Consider the following 16,266-nt stretch of genomic DNA (forward strand, 5'->3'; position numbering starts at 1 on the left):
CATGGACCAGTCGCTGACCGGCCATCTGCTCTGGTTGATTCCGGCTCTGCCCGCGGTCGGCGCCGCATCGGTGTTGATCGCCGGTCGTCGGACGCGGGCGTGGGCGCACCTGCTGACTACGACGCTCGTCTCGGCGTCCGCGGTGCTCGCGATCGTCATGTGGATCGCGATGATCGGTCGGGGCGGGCCGGACAAGGCCGCGACGAGCGAGCTGTACTCATGGGTGCCGGTCGGCGAGCTCCGAGTCGGTTTCGGAATGACGCTCGACCAGTTGTCGATGTGCTTCGTGCTGCTGATCACGGTGGTCGGATCGCTGATCCACGTCTACTCGATCGGCTATATGCGGGACGACCCGGACCGCTACCGCTTCTTCGCCTACCTGAATCTGTTCGTGGCGGCGATGCTGGTGCTGGTCTTGTCGAACAACTATCTCGGCCTGTATCTCGGTTGGGAGGGCGTCGGTGTCGCGTCGTACCTGTTGATCGGTTTCTGGCAGGACAAGCCGTCGGCCGCGACCGCGGCGAAGAAGGCGTTCGTGATGAACCGGGTCGGCGACATGGGTCTGGCGATCGCGATGATGTTGATGTTCTCGACGTTCGGGTCGGTGAACTTCGACGATGTGTTCGCGTCGGCGTCGTCGGCGAGCGAGGCGACCGTCACCGGTATCGGTTTCATGCTGCTGTTGGCGGCGTGCGGCAAGTCGGCGCAGGTGCCGTTACAGGCATGGCTGGGTGACGCGATGGAGGGCCCGACCCCGGTGTCCGCGCTCATCCACGCGGCGACGATGGTCACCGCGGGCGTCTATCTGATCACTCGGTCCGGGCCGCTGTTCGATCTCGCGCCGAACGCCCAGACCGGGGTGGTGGTGGCCGGCGCCGTGACGTTGCTGTTCGGTGCGATCGTCGGCTGCGCGAAGGACGACATCAAGAAGGCGCTCGCGGCGTCGACGATGAGTCAGATCGGGTACATGGTGTTGGCGGCGGGGCTCGGACCGGCCGGCTATGCGTTCGCGATCATGCATCTGCTGGCGCACGGGTTCTTCAAGGCCGGACTGTTCCTCGGAGCCGGGTCGATCATGCATGCGATGAATGACGAGACCGACATGCGGCGGTTCGGCGGACTGTGGCGGGTCATGCCGATCACGTTCGTGACGTTCGGTCTCGGGTATCTCGCGATCATCGGGATCCCGCCGTTCTCCGGGTTCTTCTCCAAGGATTCGATCATCGAAGCGGCGGTCGCGGAGGGCGGCGCCCGCGGGGTTGTGCTCGGCGGCGCGACGATCCTCGGCGCGGCGATCACCGCGTTCTACATGACCCGCGTCATGGTGATGACGTTCTTCGGACCTCGACGGTGGCGGAGCGATGCCGAGGGCGGAGCCCCGCATCCGCACGAGTCGGGCGGTTCGATGACAGCGCCGATGATCGCGTTGGCGGTCGGTTCGGTCGCGGCCGGCGGCCTCCTGGCGATCGGCGGGACGTTGAAGGACTGGCTCGCCCCGGTCGTGGGAGAGGCGCCCGAACACGAGGGCGGCGTGCCCGCGTGGGCAGTCACGGTGATCGTGCTGGTCTGCGTCGTCGCGGGTGCGGCGATCGCGTGGGCAAAGTACGGTCGTGCGCCGATCCTGGAGACGGCGCCGGACGACGTGTCCGCACTGACGCTGGCGGCGCGCGCCGACCTGTACGGCGACGCGTTCAACGAGAAGGTGATCGTCGGGCCGGGCACTGCCGCGACGTCCGCTCTGGTCGTCGTCGACGATCATGGTCTCGGCGCTGTCCCGTCCGGTATCGGCACCGCGGTGACCGAGGTGTCGGAAGTGACGAGGCGGGCGCAGAACGGGTTCGTCCGGTCGTATGCGTTGTCGATCCTGGCGGGGACCGTGGTGATCGCCGCTCTCACATTGGTGGTGAACGTACTGTGACGATGCCCTGGCTCACCGTGTTGTGGCTCCTGCCTGCCGTCGCGTCGGGCGTCGTCATGTTCTTACCGGCCGACCGCGCGGCGCAGGTGAAGACGACGGGTGTCGGCGCGTCGTTGATCGTGCTGGTGTGGGCGGTGATCGTCGCGTTCCGTTTCGACTCGAGCGGCGACCGGTTTCAATTGGTCGAGGACACCAGTTGGATTCCGGAGTTCGGCGCGCGCTACTCGCTCGCTCTCGACGGCCTGGGTCTCGCGTTGATCTTGTTGACGGCGGCGCTCACTCCGCTCCTGTTGATCGCCGGGTGGCGGGACGCCGACGGTGCCGATAGGCCGCGGGACACCGACGGTGTCGATGGCGCGACGAGCGGGAAGTCCGTCCACATCTATGTGGCGTTGCTTCTCGCCGTCGAGGCGATGGTGTTGATGAGTTTCGTCGCCACGGACGTTCTGCTGTTCTACATCTTCTTCGAGGCGATGCTCGTCCCGATGTACTTCCTGATCGGCGGTTTCGGCCCGACCGGCCCCGGTGTCCGGCCTGCACGTTCGCGCGCCGCGGTCACGTTCCTGCTCTACAACCTGCTCGGCGGCCTCGTGATGTTGGCCGCGGTGATCGGCTTGTATGTGGTGGCAGGCGATTTCGACTTCATCGCGATCTCCTCGGGGGTCGCCGACGGGTCGTTCGACATGTCGGCGACGACGCAGAATCTGCTGTTCGGCGGGTTCGTGTTCGCGTTCGCGGTGAAGGCGCCGGTGTGGCCGTTGCACACGTGGCTGCCGAACGCCGCGGTGTCGACGACGCCGGCCGCCGCCGTGATGATGATGGCGGTGATGGACAAGGTCGGCACCTTCGCGATGCTGCGGTTCTGTGTCGGCCTGTTCCCGGACGCTTCGTCGACGTTCGCGCCACTGTTGTGCACGCTCGCCGTGATCAGCATCGTGTACGGCGCAGTCATGGCGATCGGGCAGCGCGACGTGATGCGGTTGATCGCGTACACGTCGATCTCGCATTTCGGGTTCATCGTCCTCGGCGTCTTCGCGTTGACGGCGCAGGGCCAGAGCGGGTCCGCTCTCTACATGGTCAACCACGGGGTGTCGACGGCGGCACTGTTCCTGATCGCCGGGTTCCTCGTCAGCAGACGCGGCAGTTCCCTGATCGCCGACTACGGCGGCGTCCAGAAGATCGCGCCCGTCCTGGCCGGGACGTTCCTCGTCGCCGGGCTCGCCACGTTGTCGCTGCCGGGTCTCGGACCGTTCATCAGCGAGTTCCTGGTGTTGATCGGAGCGTTCACGCGCTACCCGGTCGCCGGGATCATCGCGTCGATCGCGCTCGTCCTGTCGGCCGTCTACATCTTGTGGACCTACCAGCGGATGATGGGTGGTCCGGTACGGGAATCGGCGTCGCCGATCACCGATCTGGGAGTCCGGGAAAAGGTGGTCGTGGTGCCGTTGATCGCCGCACTCGTCGTTCTCGGCTTCTATCCGCGGTTGATTCTGGACTTCGTGAATCCGACCGTCGACATCAGTGTCTCGACCGTGCACGGAGGTGACCGATGATTGCGACCGTCGACGTCGTCGCGCTCGAAGCGCCGAGCATCGACTATTACCGGCTCTCGCCGATGCTCGTCGTGTTCGGTGTCGCCGTGGTCAGCGTCCTGGTGGAAGCGTTCGTGTCGTCGCGCGTCCGCTACCGGACGCAACTGTCGCTCACGTGCGTGGGACTCGTCGCGGCAATGGTCGCGCTCGGTTTCGTCGCCGCCACCGCGTCCGGTGATTCGGCTGCCGCCCGCTCGTTGATGAACGGAGCGGTCCTCGTCGACGGGCCGGGACTGTTCGTGCAGGCGGTGGTGCTCGTCGTGGCGCTCAGCGCGGTCGCGTTCATGGGCGAGCGACGACTCGACCGGGTGTGGGCATCCGTCGAGGTCCGTACCGCCGCGGGCGAGCGGATCGCGGTCGGCGGCGGGCCGGACGAGGTCGCCGACGTTGAGGACGCCGACCTGGCGGCGGACGCGTTCACGCCGTCGGGCGCGACGGTGCCCGGTTCGGCCGACGAGCTCGCCGCGGGCCGCGCCGGCTTCTTGACGACCGAGGTGTATCCGCTGACGTTGTTTGCGGTCGGCGGCATGATGCTGTTCGGGTCGTGCGGAGATCTGCTGACCATGTTCATCGCGCTGGAGGTTCTGTCGCTGCCGCTGTACGTGTTGTGCGGGTTGGCGCGGCGCCGCCGATTGTTGTCGCAGGAGGCGTCGCTCAAGTACTTCCTGTTAGGTGCCTTCTCATCGGCGATCTTCCTGTTCGGCACGGCGTTCGCGTACGGCGCGAGCGGCTCCCTCTCGTTGCGCGACATCGGTGCCACTCTGTTCGCCGCCGACGAGCGGACGTTCGGCGTCATCGCGTTGTGTCTGATCGCCGTCGGTCTGCTGTTCAAGGTCGGCGCGGTCCCGTTCGGTTCGTGGGTGCCCGATGTCTACCAAGGGGCTCCGACGCCGGTCACGTCGTTGATGGCGTCGGCGACGAAGGCCGCGGCGTTCGGCGCGCTCCTCCGGGTTCTGCATGTCGGTTTCCCGGATCTCGCGGATGTGGCGCGTCCGGCGTTGTGGACGGTCACGATCGCGACCATGGTGATCGCGACGGTGATGGCGGTGACGCAGAACGACGTGAAACGGATGCTCGCCTATTCGTCGGTGAGCCATGTGGGTTTCGCGCTGGTCGGCGCGATCACGATCACCTCGGACGCGGTCGGCGCGACATTGTTCTACGTCGCCGTGTACGCGGTGTCGGCGTTCGGCGGATTCGCCCTGCTCTCAGTGGTGCGGGACGCGGCGGGCCGCGAGGAGTCGGACTTGGCGGCGTGGGCCGGGCTCGGCAGACGGCATCCGCTGGTGGGCGCGATGATGTCGCTGTTGCTGCTGTCGTTCGCGGGCATCCCGTTGACCGGTGGTTTCATCGCCAAGTTCGCGGTGTTCTCTGCGGCGGGCGACGCGGATTCGTGGCCGCTGGTGATCGTCGGCGTCCTGTGCAGTGCGATCGCCGCCTACTTCTACGTTCGCGTGATCGTCACAATGTTCTTCGCCGACCCGCCCACCGACGCGCCGACGGTGATCACTCCGAGCCCGTTGACGACCGTCCCGATCGCGATCAGCGCAGGCCTGACGCTCCTGTTGGGCATCTTCCCCCAATGGCTCCTCGACCTTACCGCCGACTCCACCCACTTCCTCGGCTGAACCCCACTTACCGCAGCCTCAACTCCGTCGTCGCACCCTCACCTACCTTCCCGCAACCTCGACCTGTCTCAGCAGCCTGCGCTCAGGTTGCTACGACGGATTGACGTTGCGACGAGATAGCTGGGGTTGCGTCAGTTCGCTGACGGTGGCACGCGAGAGGCCCTTGTGGTCGTAGTACCAATTGACGCCGAGCCCGAGGACCACGCCGATGGCGAGGCCAATGACGGTCATGACCAGCCCGTGGGTGAGGCCTGCGCTGCCGCGGGCGTCGAAGTAGAGGATCGCGCGGATCGCTTCGTACACCTGGTGCAGCGGCTCGAACGACGCCAGCCAGGCGAAGAAGCCGGGCGCCGCCTGGATGGGCGTCGTCGCTCCTGCGGACGGCAGGCCGAGGAAGATGAACACGAACATGTTGATCAGGAGGCCGATGGTGCCGAACGCCGAGATCACCGCCATTGCCGTGATGCCGACGGCCGACGCCGCGAGTGCGCTGTAGGCCCACAGTGCCCAACCGTGGTCGATCGGCATGTCGAGGGCCGCGGCTATTCCGATGTACGCACCGGAGACGACGAGGCTCGCGGCGACCATGATCGCCCACTTGATGAGCAGAACCGACGTTCTGGTGAGGTCGAGCGATTTCCGCACGATGACGCGGGGGCCGATTTCTGACGCGATGTACCCGAGGCTCGAGTCGACGAGCGAGTTGATGAGCATCGCGCCGGTGAATCCCGCGAGGAGGACGAGGAGCGCGAAGTAGAAGGCCGACAACCCCATCCCGGTGCCTGCCGGCAGCGGGTCGAACGTCGTCGACACGATGTCCACCGGTGATGCGAGAACGGTTGCGGCAGCACCGCTGACTGCCGGCCGCGGAGTCATCGCAGCCGTCTGTTCGGCGACGGCCGCCGTCAGCTGGTCGCCGATCTGCCTGTTCATCTCGGCGAGCGCTTCCTTGCTCAGCGCGGTGACGAGCGAGCTACCCAATGTGCCCGACCTCGGGTTCGTGTACACGATGACCTGGGGCCGCTCGACCGGTGTCGGTGTCATCGCTCCTTCTGCGAGCGCCATCGTCTTTGCGCTGAAGTCGGCGGGCACACGAATGGTGCCGTACACGTCGCCGTCGCGCATCTTCTCCTGCGCGTCCGCCCAACTGAGGTTCTCCAACGAGACTTTGTCGCGGTCGACTTTCTGCTCGACGGTGGTTTGCATCGTGTCGCCGAGGTTCTGCTCGCCCGTCGGACCGGCCGCACCCTGATCTTCGTTGACCACGGCGATCGGAAACGAACTCAGATTCTTGACGGGATCGAGGATGCTGCTCAGGTACAGCCCCGCCATCGCACCCATCGCGATCACCACAGCGATCACCGGCGCGAGCCACAGTTTCCAGGACTTCAGCGCGGCACGTCGTTCGTCGTGTTCGGCGGGTTCGGCGGATGCTGCCTGATCGGCGTCGTCGTCAGTCATGGTCAGAATCGTAGTTGGGGTGGGCCGATGTTTGCCTCAGGTGCGCCGCTCAAGCCGACGGCTCGGGCGGCGCACCTTCACGTCTGCCTACGGGATCGCGACGAATGCCTCGTCTCCGAGCGGACCGAGTTCGATGCGAAGCAGACCCGCGGCATTCTTCGGAATCTCGATGTCGACGTTTCCGGTCGCGGTGCCTCCGTTGTAGAGCTCTCCATCGAGAGCCGGTTCGGGTGTGACCGCCGACGAATCGTACGGCTTGTAGGTGGTCCCGTCGGCGGCGACGAACGCCACGGAGACGAAGTCCGCGTAACTGGACTCGTCGCCGGTGTAGGTCACGGTCAGGTTGACCAGAGCGTAAGCGTTCCCAGGTTTCGGCTCGTCGTTGAACTCATTAGCGGCCATGACCTGATCGGTCGCATCTGCGGTGAAGCCGTTGACGACGACTTTCCACTCGTCCCCGGTCAGCGTTGCGCCGATCTTCGCCGGGTTGTCGCGTGTGCCGACACCGTCGGACTGGGACTGTCCCTCCTCGACGACGGTAGCCGTGTCCGGCGTGAACGCGTCGTCGATCGCGTCGCTGACGACGGTCAGGAACACCACGGCGGCGACGATCGTGCCGATCGCCGAGATGATGATGGCCGAAATCGGCGTCTTCTTCGGTTGTCCCGACTGAAACAGTCCGACGATGCCGAGGATGAAGGCGATCGGCAAGAGCACCCAGCCGACGATCAGGGCTCCGGGGATACACCCGAATACGAATCCGATGATCGCAAAGATCAGTGCGACGAGGCCGACTGTGTTCCGCCGCTTCGGTGTCGGTGGCATCGGCGGCTGGGCATATCCCTGAGGTGAGACGTAACCCTGAGGTGAGACATAACCCTGCGGCGAAGCATAACTCTGCGGTGGGTAATGATCCTGCGGCACCGAAGGACGTTCGGCGTCGTGGTACTGGTCGAAGGACGGGTCCGGGGAGGAGGGGTCGGGGTTGGTCATCGCAACACTTTCGATTGCTGGAAGGCACCGATGATCATCGGGCTAGTCGGAAACTAACGCGCAGGTACGACATTTCCGCCCCGAGAACCACTCATCGCCCCGCCGTGTCAGCCGAACGAATGACCAGGTGAAACAGGGCTAGTCGATCGTCATCTCCCCCGCGATCGCCGAGATCTCCCGCGCCAGCGCACGGTCCTTATCGGTGACGGTGTCCTCGGCGTCATGCGTGATAAGGGTCAGCCCAACCTTGGGATACCGAAAGTCGATGTCCGGGTGGTGATTGGCGGCTTCCGCCGCGGCCACGACGCGGGTCACGAAGTCGAGGCCCCGCACCATCGAGCCGGTTGCGAAGGTGGCGACGAGTCCATCTGAGGTCTCACGCCACCGCTGATCGGTTGCAGATCCTGAAGTGTCCATACTTCGACCCTGCCACTGTAAAGGTATGGAGCAACACCCCTTGACCGGGACGGTTGCGACGACCGATTCATCGCATGGGGGCTCACCGCGACTACCGTTGCGGATACGATCGGCCGACGCATCGGATGTCGGAATCGGTCGTGCGACGAACAGGAGCTGCAGATCGATCATCAGACGAGTCCCGCCATCGTGTGGTTCCGCCGCGACCTGCGCGTCCACGATCTGCCGACGCTGTCGGCTGCGGCGGCGGACGCCGAGAGCGCGGCAGCAGTGTTCGTGTTCGACAGCCGCGTCGCGCGTCCCTGCCCCCGCACCGACTTCTTCCTCGCGTGCCTGGCCGAGCATGATCGTGCGCTTGAGAACCGGCTGATCATCCTCGACGGCGACCCGGCCGTCGTGCTGCCGAAACTCGTCAATCGGCTCGGCGCGGGGTCTGTGCACGTCTCGGCCGACTTCTCCCCATACGGTGCCCGTCGTGACGAGCGTGTCGAACGGGCACTCGGCGACACGCCATTGGTGCGGACCGGTTCGCCGTACGCCGTCGCACCGGGGCGCATCCGCAAGGCCGACGGCGGCGAGTACCGCGTCTTCGGCCCCTATCAGCGGGCGTGGCACGACCACGGGTGGCGCTCGCCCGCATCGACGGACGCCTCGACAGTGGCCTGGATCGACCCGGCGGACTTCGGCGAACGAAATCCGCTGCCCGCACTGACCGCGGACCCGAAGACGGCTCCCGGAGAAGACGCCGCCCTGCGGCGCTGGACGCAGTTCCGAGATGCGCTCGACGGTTATGCAGGCGATCGCGATCGACCCGATCTGGACCGCACTAGCAGACTGTCCGCGTATCTGAAGGCCGGGTGCCTGCATCCGAGGACGTTGCTTCACGACCTGCGTGACAGGTCGGACACCGACGCGTCGAAGTTTCGCAGCGAATTGTGCTGGCGGGAGTTCTACGCCGACGTCCTGTACCACCGGCCTGACACGGCCTATGAGAATTTCGACGAGCGGTTCGCGCGCCTGCCCTACGATTCCGGACCGGAGGCGGACGCCGCGTTCCGCGCCTGGCGCGACGGCCGTACCGGCTACCCGATCGTCGACGCCGGGATGCGCCAGCTCGCTGCCGAGGGCTGGATGCACAATCGGGTTCGCATGATCGTCGCGTCGTTCCTCACCAAGGACCTCCACCTCCCGTGGCAGTGGGGCGCCCGCCACTTCATGGACCTGCTCATCGACGGCGATCTCGCGTCCAATCAGCACGGATGGCAGTGGGTGGCTGGTTCGGGTACCGACGCCGCACCGTATTTCCGTGTGTTCAACCCGACCCTGCAGGGCGAAAAGTTCGATCCGGACGGCGCCTACATCCGGCGCTGGATCCCCGAACTGCGGGCAGTCCCCGGACGCGAGGTCCACCGCCTTCGACACGACCGCCCAAACGACTACCCCGCGCAGATCGTCGACCACGCGGCCGAGCGCCTCGATGCGCTCGACCGCTGGACCGAGCTCAAGAACTGACCGTGCACAGCGGGCGGATGTCACGGAATCCGCCGGTCACCGGAGACGTCAGCATGAGGCACGAGTTGTAGCCTTGGCGTTCGACGACCGTCCGGATCTGCTTCCACGTCGAGCTATCCACCGACCCCTTCCGCGACAGGACGAATCCGGAGACGCGGCCCGGGTCGCCCACGAACGCCCACGAGTAGTCGTCCGCGATGTGCGCGACCAGGTAGTTGCTCGGTCCGTCGACTCGGTTCTGTCCCGGAACGCTCGGGAACGACACGTGCAGAGATGCGGGTCCGTTGACCCTCGCGCGCCCCAGAATCGACCGCTTCTGGCCGGTCACCGTGGTGCAGGAGTTCTGCACGCGAACAGTGCGACTGTCGATGAGCGAATACTTCGCGGTGGTGTCCCGTACGCAGTCGATGTTGTACGGCGCAGGATTGGCGGCCAACTGGTGCCATGTGCCCAGATAGCGCTCGAGGTCGACGCGTGGCACGGGACGCAGCGGTGCGGCGTCGGCGGGAGCGGCGACGGGCAGGACTGCGGCGAACGACGCTGCGGCGACCGCGGCAACCATGAGACGACGGAACATGAGACTCTCTCCAATCACAGATGACACGTACGAGGGTGATTCGGAGCGCCTCGGAGATCGGATGGGTGACGCCCCACTAGTCTTCGCGTGCGTGGGCAGCGTCGCATCCCGTCGCCAGGAGTACGTGGCTGCGCGGCGAGAAGGTCGACGTCGAGAATGCTCACGGCCGGATGGTTCGGCGCGGAGGCGTGTAACTTCGCTCCCGTGCGTCTACTTCTCCTGTCCCTCGGTGACGGGGCGCTCGTGCGCTTCGTCACCGCCGCGACCGGGCGGCCCCCGCGCGAGGTGACGATCGGCCACGTGATTGGGGCCGGTCGAGAACTGCTGGTCGACAGAGGCTTCCGGGTGATCGACTTCGCGGCGTCGCCGGACGAGGTCGACGCGGTGTACGTCGGCGGCGGCAATACGTTCGCCCTCTGGCACGAGCTCACCGAATCGGGCACGGCCGCGCTACTCGACGAACGGGTCCGCGCCGGTCTCCCCTACATCGGACTCAGCGCGGGCTCGGTGATCGCAGGCCCCGACATCGAACCCGCAGGCCTGCTCGACGACCCCGCCGACGCGCCGGGTCTGTCGAGCACGGCGGGCTTCGGTTGGATCCCGCAGGTTCCGGTGCCGCACGCGGGCGGGATGCTGCCCGCGTATCCGTCCGCCGTGATCGAGCGGACATTCACCGAGTTCGGGCGCCGTTTCCGTTTGCTCGCGCTCGACGACGATCAAGCACTGCTCGTCGACGACCACGGAACGCGGGTCGTTCCGAGCGTGTGACGTCATATTCCCCGCTCAGGCCCGGCATTGCCTCACCGGTCGATGGTGACTCTGAGCGGGGAACTCGAGGTCAGACTCCGTCCCAATCCCTCGCGAAGATCACCATCCGCACCACGTCCCGGTACCCGCCGCCTGCGTAGAACTCCTCCCGCAGCGTCGCCTCGGTTTCGAAACCGACCTTGCCGTACACGTGAATCGCACCGGCGTTCTCGACGTCGACGAGCAGATACACCTTGTGCAGGTTCAACGTCCCGAATGCGTAGTCCAACACGAGACGCGTCCCAACCTGCGCGTATCCGCGACCTGGTTGCCGGGCGCGACGATGATCTGGAATTCGCACGTCCGATGCAACGGCGAGATGTCGACGAGTTCGACGATCCCGACGTCCGCGCCGTCATCGCTGATGACGAAGCGGCGTGCGGTGACGTCGCCGCGACGACGCTCGAACTGGGTCTGCACGTCCGCCCGAGTGAGATATGGCTCGATGAACCAGTAGCGGGCGGCCGTCGGGTCGCTGAACAGCGAATGCAGAAATTCGGTGTCCGACGCTTCTTGCGCGCGCAGCGTGACCGTCATGACCTCAGGATACCGAGCATCATCCGGTGGCGGGACGCTCACGGACCGAGCCGATCGGCCGCCCGTCCGGGCCGCGCTCCGACGTGCGTATCACCCGAGCGAACTCGGGTACGACACGTGCACACGAGCGGTCGACGCTCCACGTCGCACTTCGCGCACTGTCGGTCGCCGACAGCTCATAGGTGCCGACGAGGCACGGCCGCGGTCCACGCGTTTGACGAATGGTGTCTGCCATGTGGCCCACCGTCAGCATCGCGAACCAGGCGTCCTCGCCGATCATGCTGCCGCCGGGTGATCGTGCCAACGACACGGCCGCCTTCATCGGATCGGACGCGACGAGCTGCGTCGAGACCGGATCGAGTTTGAACTCCAAGACGTGGGACGTACGTGTCTTGGCGCCGGCGGCGGGCACGACGGATGCCGCGGCCCCCGACACCGTGGTGACGACAGCTGCCGTGACCACGGCGATTCGCATACTGGTCTTCTTCACTTTTCAGCCCTCCCCGACTACGACGACGTGCGTCGCCGCGCGGGAGCAAGAGTACGCGACATTTCCCGCGGAGCTCAGCGCCACCCCAGCCCGGGTGCGACGTGCTGGAGGATCCCGTCGATCACGTGCGCGTTGTAGTCGACGCCTAGTTGGTTCGGCACAGTGAGCAGGAGGGTGTCCGCCGCCGCGATCGCCTCGTCGTCACGCAGCTGCTCGATGAGTCGGTCCGGTTCGTCGGCGTACGACCGGCCGAATCGCGCACTGCCGCCGTCGATGTGCCCGACCTGGTCCCGGTCGTCGCCGCGGCCGCCGAAGTATGCGCGGTCCATGTCGTCGAGCAACGGGAAGATGCTGCGGCTCACCGAGACTCGGGGCTCGTGGTCGAACCCGTGCTTGGCCCACTCGTCACGGAAGCGCTGGATCTGTTCGGCTTGCAAACGGTGGAACGGCACCCCGGTGTCTTCGGTCAACAAGGTCGACGACATCAGGTTCATCCCCTGCCGGGCGGTCCACTCGGCCGTCGCCCGCGATCCCGCACCCCACCAGATGCGCTCGCGCAGGCCGTCCGAGTGCGGTTCCACGCGCAGCAGTCCGGGCGGGTTCGGGAACATGGGCTGCGGATTCGGCTGCGCGAAGCCCTCACCCTCGAGGACCTTCAAGAAGACGTCGGTGTGCTTGCGCGCCATGTCGGCGTCGGACTCCGTGTCGTCCGGCACGTATCCGAAGTACTTGTAGCCGTCGATCACCTGCTCCGGTGATCCCCGCGAGATGCCGAGCTGCAGCCTGCCGTCCGAGATGAGATCGGCCGCACCCGCGTCTTCGGCCATGTACAGCGGGTTCTCGTACCGCATGTCGATGACGCCGGTACCGATCTCGATGCTGTTCGTCTTCGCGCCGATCGCGGCCAGCAGAGGGAACGGCGAGCCGAGTTGCCGCGCGAAGTGGTGAACACGAAAGTAGGCGCCGTCGGCGCCGAGTTCTTCGGCGGCAACCGCGAGGTCGATCGACTGGTGGAGGACGTCGGCCGCGGTCCGAGCCTGTGAGCCCGACGCGTCCGACCAATGCCCGAACGACAGGAATCCGATTTTCTTCATATCGACCGTAACCGTACCGCGGTCCGCTTATATTCCCACCCAGCAGAGTTCACCCGCACGCACCTACCCGTCACCAGCCAGGCGCGCCATCACATCACGCCATCCGCGCTCGGCATGCGAGTCGACGTCGGCGAACACCGACTCCAGGAGGTCAAGTTGAGCGCCGGTGAGTCGCGACTCGAGCGCCGCGCCCGCCGCCGACGTCGACAGGCGACGAATCCGTCCGTCGTGCGGATCGCTTCTGATCGTCACGAATCCGAGAGCTTCCAACTCCCTGATCGGGCGATTGAGCGCCTGCTTGGAGACGTCGAGGACAGCTACCAGCGAGCCCACGGAGATGCCGGGTTCGCGCTGGACGAAGTAGAGGATGCGATGGTGGGCGCGCCCGAGGTCGTACTCGGCGAGGATCTGGTCCGGCAACGACGTAAAAGAGCGGTAGCCGAAGTACAGCGCCTCGACAGCCCGTCGAAGTTCCGCCTCGCGGTTTGAGTCAACCATATTGACCTATCTTGCGTTCGAGCCCACACTTGTATCAACAGTGTTGACCCATATGTGGAGGTTCCGGAGTGTTCTCGCAGCGTATCGAAGGTCTCCGACCGTCGCCGATCCGTGCGATCCTCGACGTGATCGACCGGCCCGGCATGATCTCGTTCGCCGGCGGTCTCCCCGCGACCGACACCCTCCCGCAGCTCTCTGGCGTCGTGCCGGCGTCGACCCTCCAGTACGGCCCGACTGAAGGCGAACCCGAACTGCGGGCGGCGGTGTCTCGGCAACTGCGCGGACTGGGCGTGGACGCTCCCCCGGATCGCGTCATGATCCTCAGCGGGAGTCAGCAGGGCATCGACCTCGCAGCGAAGCTCTTCGTCGACCCGGGGACCCCCACGGCCGTCGAGTACCCGACCTACCTCGCCGCACTCCAGGTGTTCCGCTTCTATGGCGCGCGATTCGTCGACCTCGCCGACCCCGACAGTGCGCGGACAGCCCTGGCGTACGTCGTGCCAACGTTCGCCAACCCGACCGGCGCGTGCGCGTCCGACGCCGAGCGCGATCGACTCGCCGCACGATGTCTACGGGACGGGACCGTGCTGTTCGAAGACGACCCGTACCGCGATCTCGTCTACGACACCTGCGATCGCACGCCGATCGCGGCCCGCATGGGCGGCAGTTCATGGATCTACCAGGGCTCGTTCTCCAAGACGTTCGCGCCGGGACTGCGCCTCGGGTTCATCGCGGCGTCCGATGACCTCTTCGACAGACTCGTCATGGTCAAGCAGGCGACAGACCTGCACACCTCCCGGCTGTCGCAGCACATCGTGCTCGACGCCGTCACCGATCCGGGGTGGGGAGCGCGCCTGGACCGTCTCGCCGACTTCTACCGCTCCCGGCGGGATGTCTTCGACGATGCGTTGACCCGACACTTCGGCGATCTCGCCACTTGGGAGACACCGAGGGGCGGGCTCTTCTTCTGGCTCCACCTCACTCGGAACGTCGACACGCGAGGGCTGCTCGACGCCGCGATCGAACGTGGCGTCGCATTCATGCCCGGTGAGGAGTTCTCTCCGGACCGACCGAGCATCGGGACGATGCGGCTGAACTTCAGCCACGCCGACACAGACCAGACGGACCGCGGCCTCGGGATCCTCGCGGACCTCCTGCGTTCCTGACACGAAGGTTGCACGACCATCGGGGTATCGTTTCCCCGGTTGTAGAGCCATCGACCGTCAGGAGTAGCCCGCAGTGCAGGCACCGGTGTCCCGTCTCGTCGACGGACCAGTCATCACCGCGCTGCGGAGTCCTCGCCTCCTGACTCGGGAGACGCTGGCCGGTGTAGTGACCGCGCTCGCGTTGATCCCCGAAGCGATCTCGTTCTCGATCGCCGCAGGCGTCGATCCTCGGATGGGGTTGTTCGCGTCCTTCACGATGGCGGTGTCGATCTCCATCGTCGGCGGACGCCCCGCCATGATCTCGGGCGCCGCCGGATCCACCGCACTCGTGATCGCACCCGTCGTCCGCGATCACGGCATCGACTACCTGTTGGCGACCGTCATTCTCGCGGGTGTCCTGCAGATCGTGTTCAGCGTGTGCGGGGTCGCGAAACTGATGCGGTTCATTCCGCGCAGTGTGATGGTCGGCTTCGTCAACGCTCTCGCCATTCTGATCTTCTCCGCGCAGGTCCAGCACATGCTGAATGTTCCGTGGATGGTGTATCCGATGATCGCGGCCGGACTCGCCATCATCGTCGGGCTGCCGAGACTCACCACCGTCGTGCCGTCACCGCTCATCGCGATCATCGTGTTGACGGCCGTCGCGATGGCCTTCGGCGTCGGCGTGCCAACAGTCGGCGACGAGGGCGAGCTCCCCAGTTCCCTACCGCAGTGGTTGATCCCCGACGTCCCGTTCGACCTCCAGACGTTGCAGATCATCGCCCCGTACGCGGTCGGCATGGCGCTCGTCGGTCTGCTCGAGTCACTGATGACCGCGAAACTGGTCGACGACATCACCGACACCCACTCGAACAAGACTCGTGAGGCCTGGGGCCAGGGTGTCGCGAATGTTGTCACCGGCTTCTTCGGCGGGATCGGCGGCTGCGCCATGATCGGCCAGACGATGGTCAACGTGAAGACGGCGGGCGCGCGCACCCGCATCTCGACGTTCCTGACCGGTGTGGCGCTGCTGGTGCTCGTCGTCGGGTTGGGCGACATCGTCGGGCAGATCCCGATGGCTGCGCTCGTCGCCGTCATGATCATGGTCTCGGCGACCACGTTCAACTGGCACAGCATCCGTCTGTCCACCCTCCGCCGGATGCCGAAGAGCGAGACGGCCGTCATGGTGATCGCCGTCGTCGCGACCGTCGTCACCAGCAACCTCGCGATCGGCGTCATCTCGGGCGTCGTCGTCGCGACTCTGCTGTTCGTGCGGCGAGTCGCCCACTTCACCGAGGTCACGCACGCCGACAGTGTCGACGACGGCCAGGCCGTCCGGACCTACCATGTGCGCGGCGAACTGTTCTTCGCCTCCAGTAACGACCTCGTCTACCAGTTCGACTACGTCGACGATCCCGAACGCATCGTCATCGATCTCGCCGACACACACGTGTGGGACGCATCGACGGTCGCCGCGCTCGACGCCATCGAGGCGAAGTACCACGCCAAGGGCAAGCAGGTGGAGATCGTCGGATTGAACCAGCCGTCCGCCGAACGCCGCGACCGCCTGTCCGGCCAGTTAGGCGAAGGCTGAGCC

The 16,266-nt window shown here is 65.9% G+C and carries 16 protein-coding genes; 7 read left to right on the forward strand and 9 right to left on the reverse strand.

What is annotated here, in order from left to right:
- Position 1 precedes the first annotated feature (1 nt).
- From nuoL to nuoN, 3 genes are read left to right on the forward strand one after another with little or no spacing between them, the layout of a single operon-like run.
- Positions 2–1,918, forward strand: coding sequence for an NADH-quinone oxidoreductase subunit L (gene nuoL / locus L5G33_RS07670; protein WP_236997558.1), 1,917 nt, complete (start codon positions 2–4; stop codon positions 1,916–1,918).
- Complete coding sequence (locus L5G33_RS07675; RefSeq protein WP_236997559.1) at positions 1,915–3,471, forward strand: NADH-quinone oxidoreductase subunit M; 1,557 nt, start codon at positions 1,915–1,917, stop codon at positions 3,469–3,471. The genes nuoL and L5G33_RS07675 overlap by 4 nt, the downstream gene beginning before the upstream one ends.
- On the forward strand, positions 3,468–5,138 hold the full coding sequence (gene nuoN / locus L5G33_RS07680; RefSeq protein ID WP_236997560.1) for an NADH-quinone oxidoreductase subunit NuoN: 1,671 nt from the start codon (positions 3,468–3,470) through the stop codon (positions 5,136–5,138). The genes L5G33_RS07675 and nuoN overlap by 4 nt, the downstream gene beginning before the upstream one ends.
- Before the next feature lie 90 nt (positions 5,139–5,228).
- Here the strand turns inward: nuoN and L5G33_RS07685 are convergent, their stop codons facing one another.
- The 3 genes from L5G33_RS07685 to L5G33_RS07695 all read right to left on the reverse strand — a co-directional run bounded on the left by L5G33_RS07685 (position 5,229) and on the right by L5G33_RS07695 (position 8,009).
- Positions 5,229–6,599 (reverse strand): YhgE/Pip domain-containing protein, encoded by a 1,371-nt coding sequence (locus tag L5G33_RS07685; protein ID WP_236997561.1) that lies wholly within the window; start codon positions 6,597–6,599, stop codon positions 5,229–5,231.
- Between the two features lie 87 nt (positions 6,600–6,686).
- Positions 6,687–7,424, reverse strand: a complete 738-nt coding sequence (locus L5G33_RS07690; RefSeq protein ID WP_236997562.1) for a DUF4352 domain-containing protein — start codon at positions 7,422–7,424, stop codon at positions 6,687–6,689.
- A 306-nt stretch (positions 7,425–7,730) separates the two neighbouring features.
- On the reverse strand, positions 7,731–8,009 hold the full coding sequence (locus tag L5G33_RS07695) for a 4a-hydroxytetrahydrobiopterin dehydratase (protein WP_236997563.1): 279 nt from the start codon (positions 8,007–8,009) through the stop codon (positions 7,731–7,733).
- Positions 8,010–8,195: 186 nt separating this feature from the next.
- Here L5G33_RS07695 and L5G33_RS07700 point away from each other — a divergent pair, with 186 nt between their 5' ends.
- Positions 8,196–9,521 (forward strand): cryptochrome/photolyase family protein, encoded by a 1,326-nt coding sequence (locus L5G33_RS07700; RefSeq protein WP_236997656.1) that lies wholly within the window; start codon positions 8,196–8,198, stop codon positions 9,519–9,521.
- Here the strand turns inward: L5G33_RS07700 and L5G33_RS07705 are convergent.
- The gene (locus L5G33_RS07705; RefSeq protein WP_236997564.1) at positions 9,511–10,098 is read right to left on the reverse strand and encodes a lipocalin family protein; all 588 of its coding nucleotides are present in this window, start codon (positions 10,096–10,098) and stop codon (positions 9,511–9,513) included. The two genes, L5G33_RS07700 and L5G33_RS07705, sit on opposite strands and share 11 nt — an antisense overlap.
- A 156-nt stretch (positions 10,099–10,254) precedes the next feature.
- On the opposite strand from L5G33_RS07705, the gene L5G33_RS07710 reads away from it, so the two are divergent.
- Positions 10,255–10,866, forward strand: a complete 612-nt coding sequence (locus L5G33_RS07710) for a Type 1 glutamine amidotransferase-like domain-containing protein (protein ID WP_236997565.1) — start codon at positions 10,255–10,257, stop codon at positions 10,864–10,866.
- A gap of 70 nt (positions 10,867–10,936) precedes the next feature.
- On the opposite strand, the gene L5G33_RS19390 is transcribed toward L5G33_RS07710, so the two are convergent.
- From L5G33_RS19390 to L5G33_RS07730, 5 genes are all read right to left on the reverse strand, one after another.
- Positions 10,937–11,137 carry a GNAT family protein gene (locus L5G33_RS19390; RefSeq protein ID WP_308191545.1) on the reverse strand — a complete coding sequence of 67 codons (201 nt, stop codon included), beginning with the start codon at positions 11,135–11,137 and terminating at the stop codon, positions 10,937–10,939.
- Entirely contained in the window at positions 11,110–11,442 is a 333-nt protein-coding gene (locus L5G33_RS07715) for a GNAT family N-acetyltransferase (protein WP_308191546.1), read from the reverse strand. The genes L5G33_RS19390 and L5G33_RS07715 overlap by 28 nt, the downstream gene beginning before the upstream one ends.
- 19 nt (positions 11,443–11,461) lie before the next feature.
- Positions 11,462–11,932 carry a hypothetical protein gene (locus L5G33_RS07720; RefSeq protein ID WP_236997566.1) on the reverse strand — a complete coding sequence of 157 codons (471 nt, stop codon included), beginning with the start codon at positions 11,930–11,932 and terminating at the stop codon, positions 11,462–11,464.
- 74 nt (positions 11,933–12,006) lie between these two features.
- Positions 12,007–13,026: an LLM class flavin-dependent oxidoreductase gene (locus L5G33_RS07725; protein ID WP_236997567.1), complete on the reverse strand. Its 1,020-nt coding sequence runs from the start codon at positions 13,024–13,026 to the stop codon at positions 12,007–12,009.
- A gap of 63 nt (positions 13,027–13,089) precedes the next feature.
- Positions 13,090–13,524, reverse strand: a complete 435-nt coding sequence (locus L5G33_RS07730) for a MarR family winged helix-turn-helix transcriptional regulator (protein WP_236997568.1) — start codon at positions 13,522–13,524, stop codon at positions 13,090–13,092.
- Between the two features lie 68 nt (positions 13,525–13,592).
- On the opposite strand from L5G33_RS07730, the gene L5G33_RS07735 reads away from it, so the two are divergent.
- On the forward strand, positions 13,593–14,690 hold the full coding sequence (locus L5G33_RS07735; protein ID WP_236997569.1) for an aminotransferase-like domain-containing protein: 1,098 nt from the start codon (positions 13,593–13,595) through the stop codon (positions 14,688–14,690).
- A 73-nt stretch (positions 14,691–14,763) separates the two neighbouring features.
- Positions 14,764–16,263: a SulP family inorganic anion transporter gene (locus L5G33_RS07740; protein ID WP_236997570.1), complete on the forward strand. Its 1,500-nt coding sequence runs from the start codon at positions 14,764–14,766 to the stop codon at positions 16,261–16,263.
- The last annotated feature ends 3 nt before the right edge of the window (positions 16,264–16,266 follow it).

It is taken from the genome of Gordonia liuliyuniae, assembly GCF_021738805.1.
GTDB lineage: Bacteria > Actinomycetota > Actinomycetes > Mycobacteriales > Mycobacteriaceae > Gordonia > Gordonia liuliyuniae.

What these genes read in the sequence shown, in the direction of transcription:
- nuoL (WP_236997558.1), top strand. Translation starts at nt 2, where the DNA reads ATGGACCAGTCGCTGACCGGCCATCTGCTCTGGTTGATTCCGGCTCTG.
- nuoN (WP_236997560.1), top strand. Translation starts at nt 3,468, where the DNA reads ATGATTGCGACCGTCGACGTCGTCGCGCTCGAAGCGCCGAGCATCGAC.
- L5G33_RS07685 (WP_236997561.1), bottom strand. Translation starts at nt 6,599, where the DNA reads ATGACTGACGACGACGCCGATCAGGCAGCATCCGCCGAACCCGCCGAA.
- L5G33_RS07690 (WP_236997562.1), bottom strand. Translation starts at nt 7,424, where the DNA reads ATGCCACCGACACCGAAGCGGCGGAACACAGTCGGCCTCGTCGCACTG.
- L5G33_RS07695 (WP_236997563.1), bottom strand. Translation starts at nt 8,009, where the DNA reads ATGGACACTTCAGGATCTGCAACCGATCAGCGGTGGCGTGAGACCTCA.
- L5G33_RS07705 (WP_236997564.1), bottom strand. Translation starts at nt 10,098, where the DNA reads ATGTTCCGTCGTCTCATGGTTGCCGCGGTCGCCGCAGCGTCGTTCGCC.
- L5G33_RS07710 (WP_236997565.1), top strand. Translation starts at nt 10,255, where the DNA reads ATGCTCACGGCCGGATGGTTCGGCGCGGAGGCGTGTAACTTCGCTCCC.
- L5G33_RS07715 (WP_308191546.1), bottom strand. Translation starts at nt 11,442, where the DNA reads ATGACGGTCACGCTGCGCGCGCAAGAAGCGTCGGACACCGAATTTCTG.
- L5G33_RS07725 (WP_236997567.1), bottom strand. Translation starts at nt 13,026, where the DNA reads ATGAAGAAAATCGGATTCCTGTCGTTCGGGCATTGGTCGGACGCGTCG.
- L5G33_RS07730 (WP_236997568.1), bottom strand. Translation starts at nt 13,524, where the DNA reads ATGGTTGACTCAAACCGCGAGGCGGAACTTCGACGGGCTGTCGAGGCG.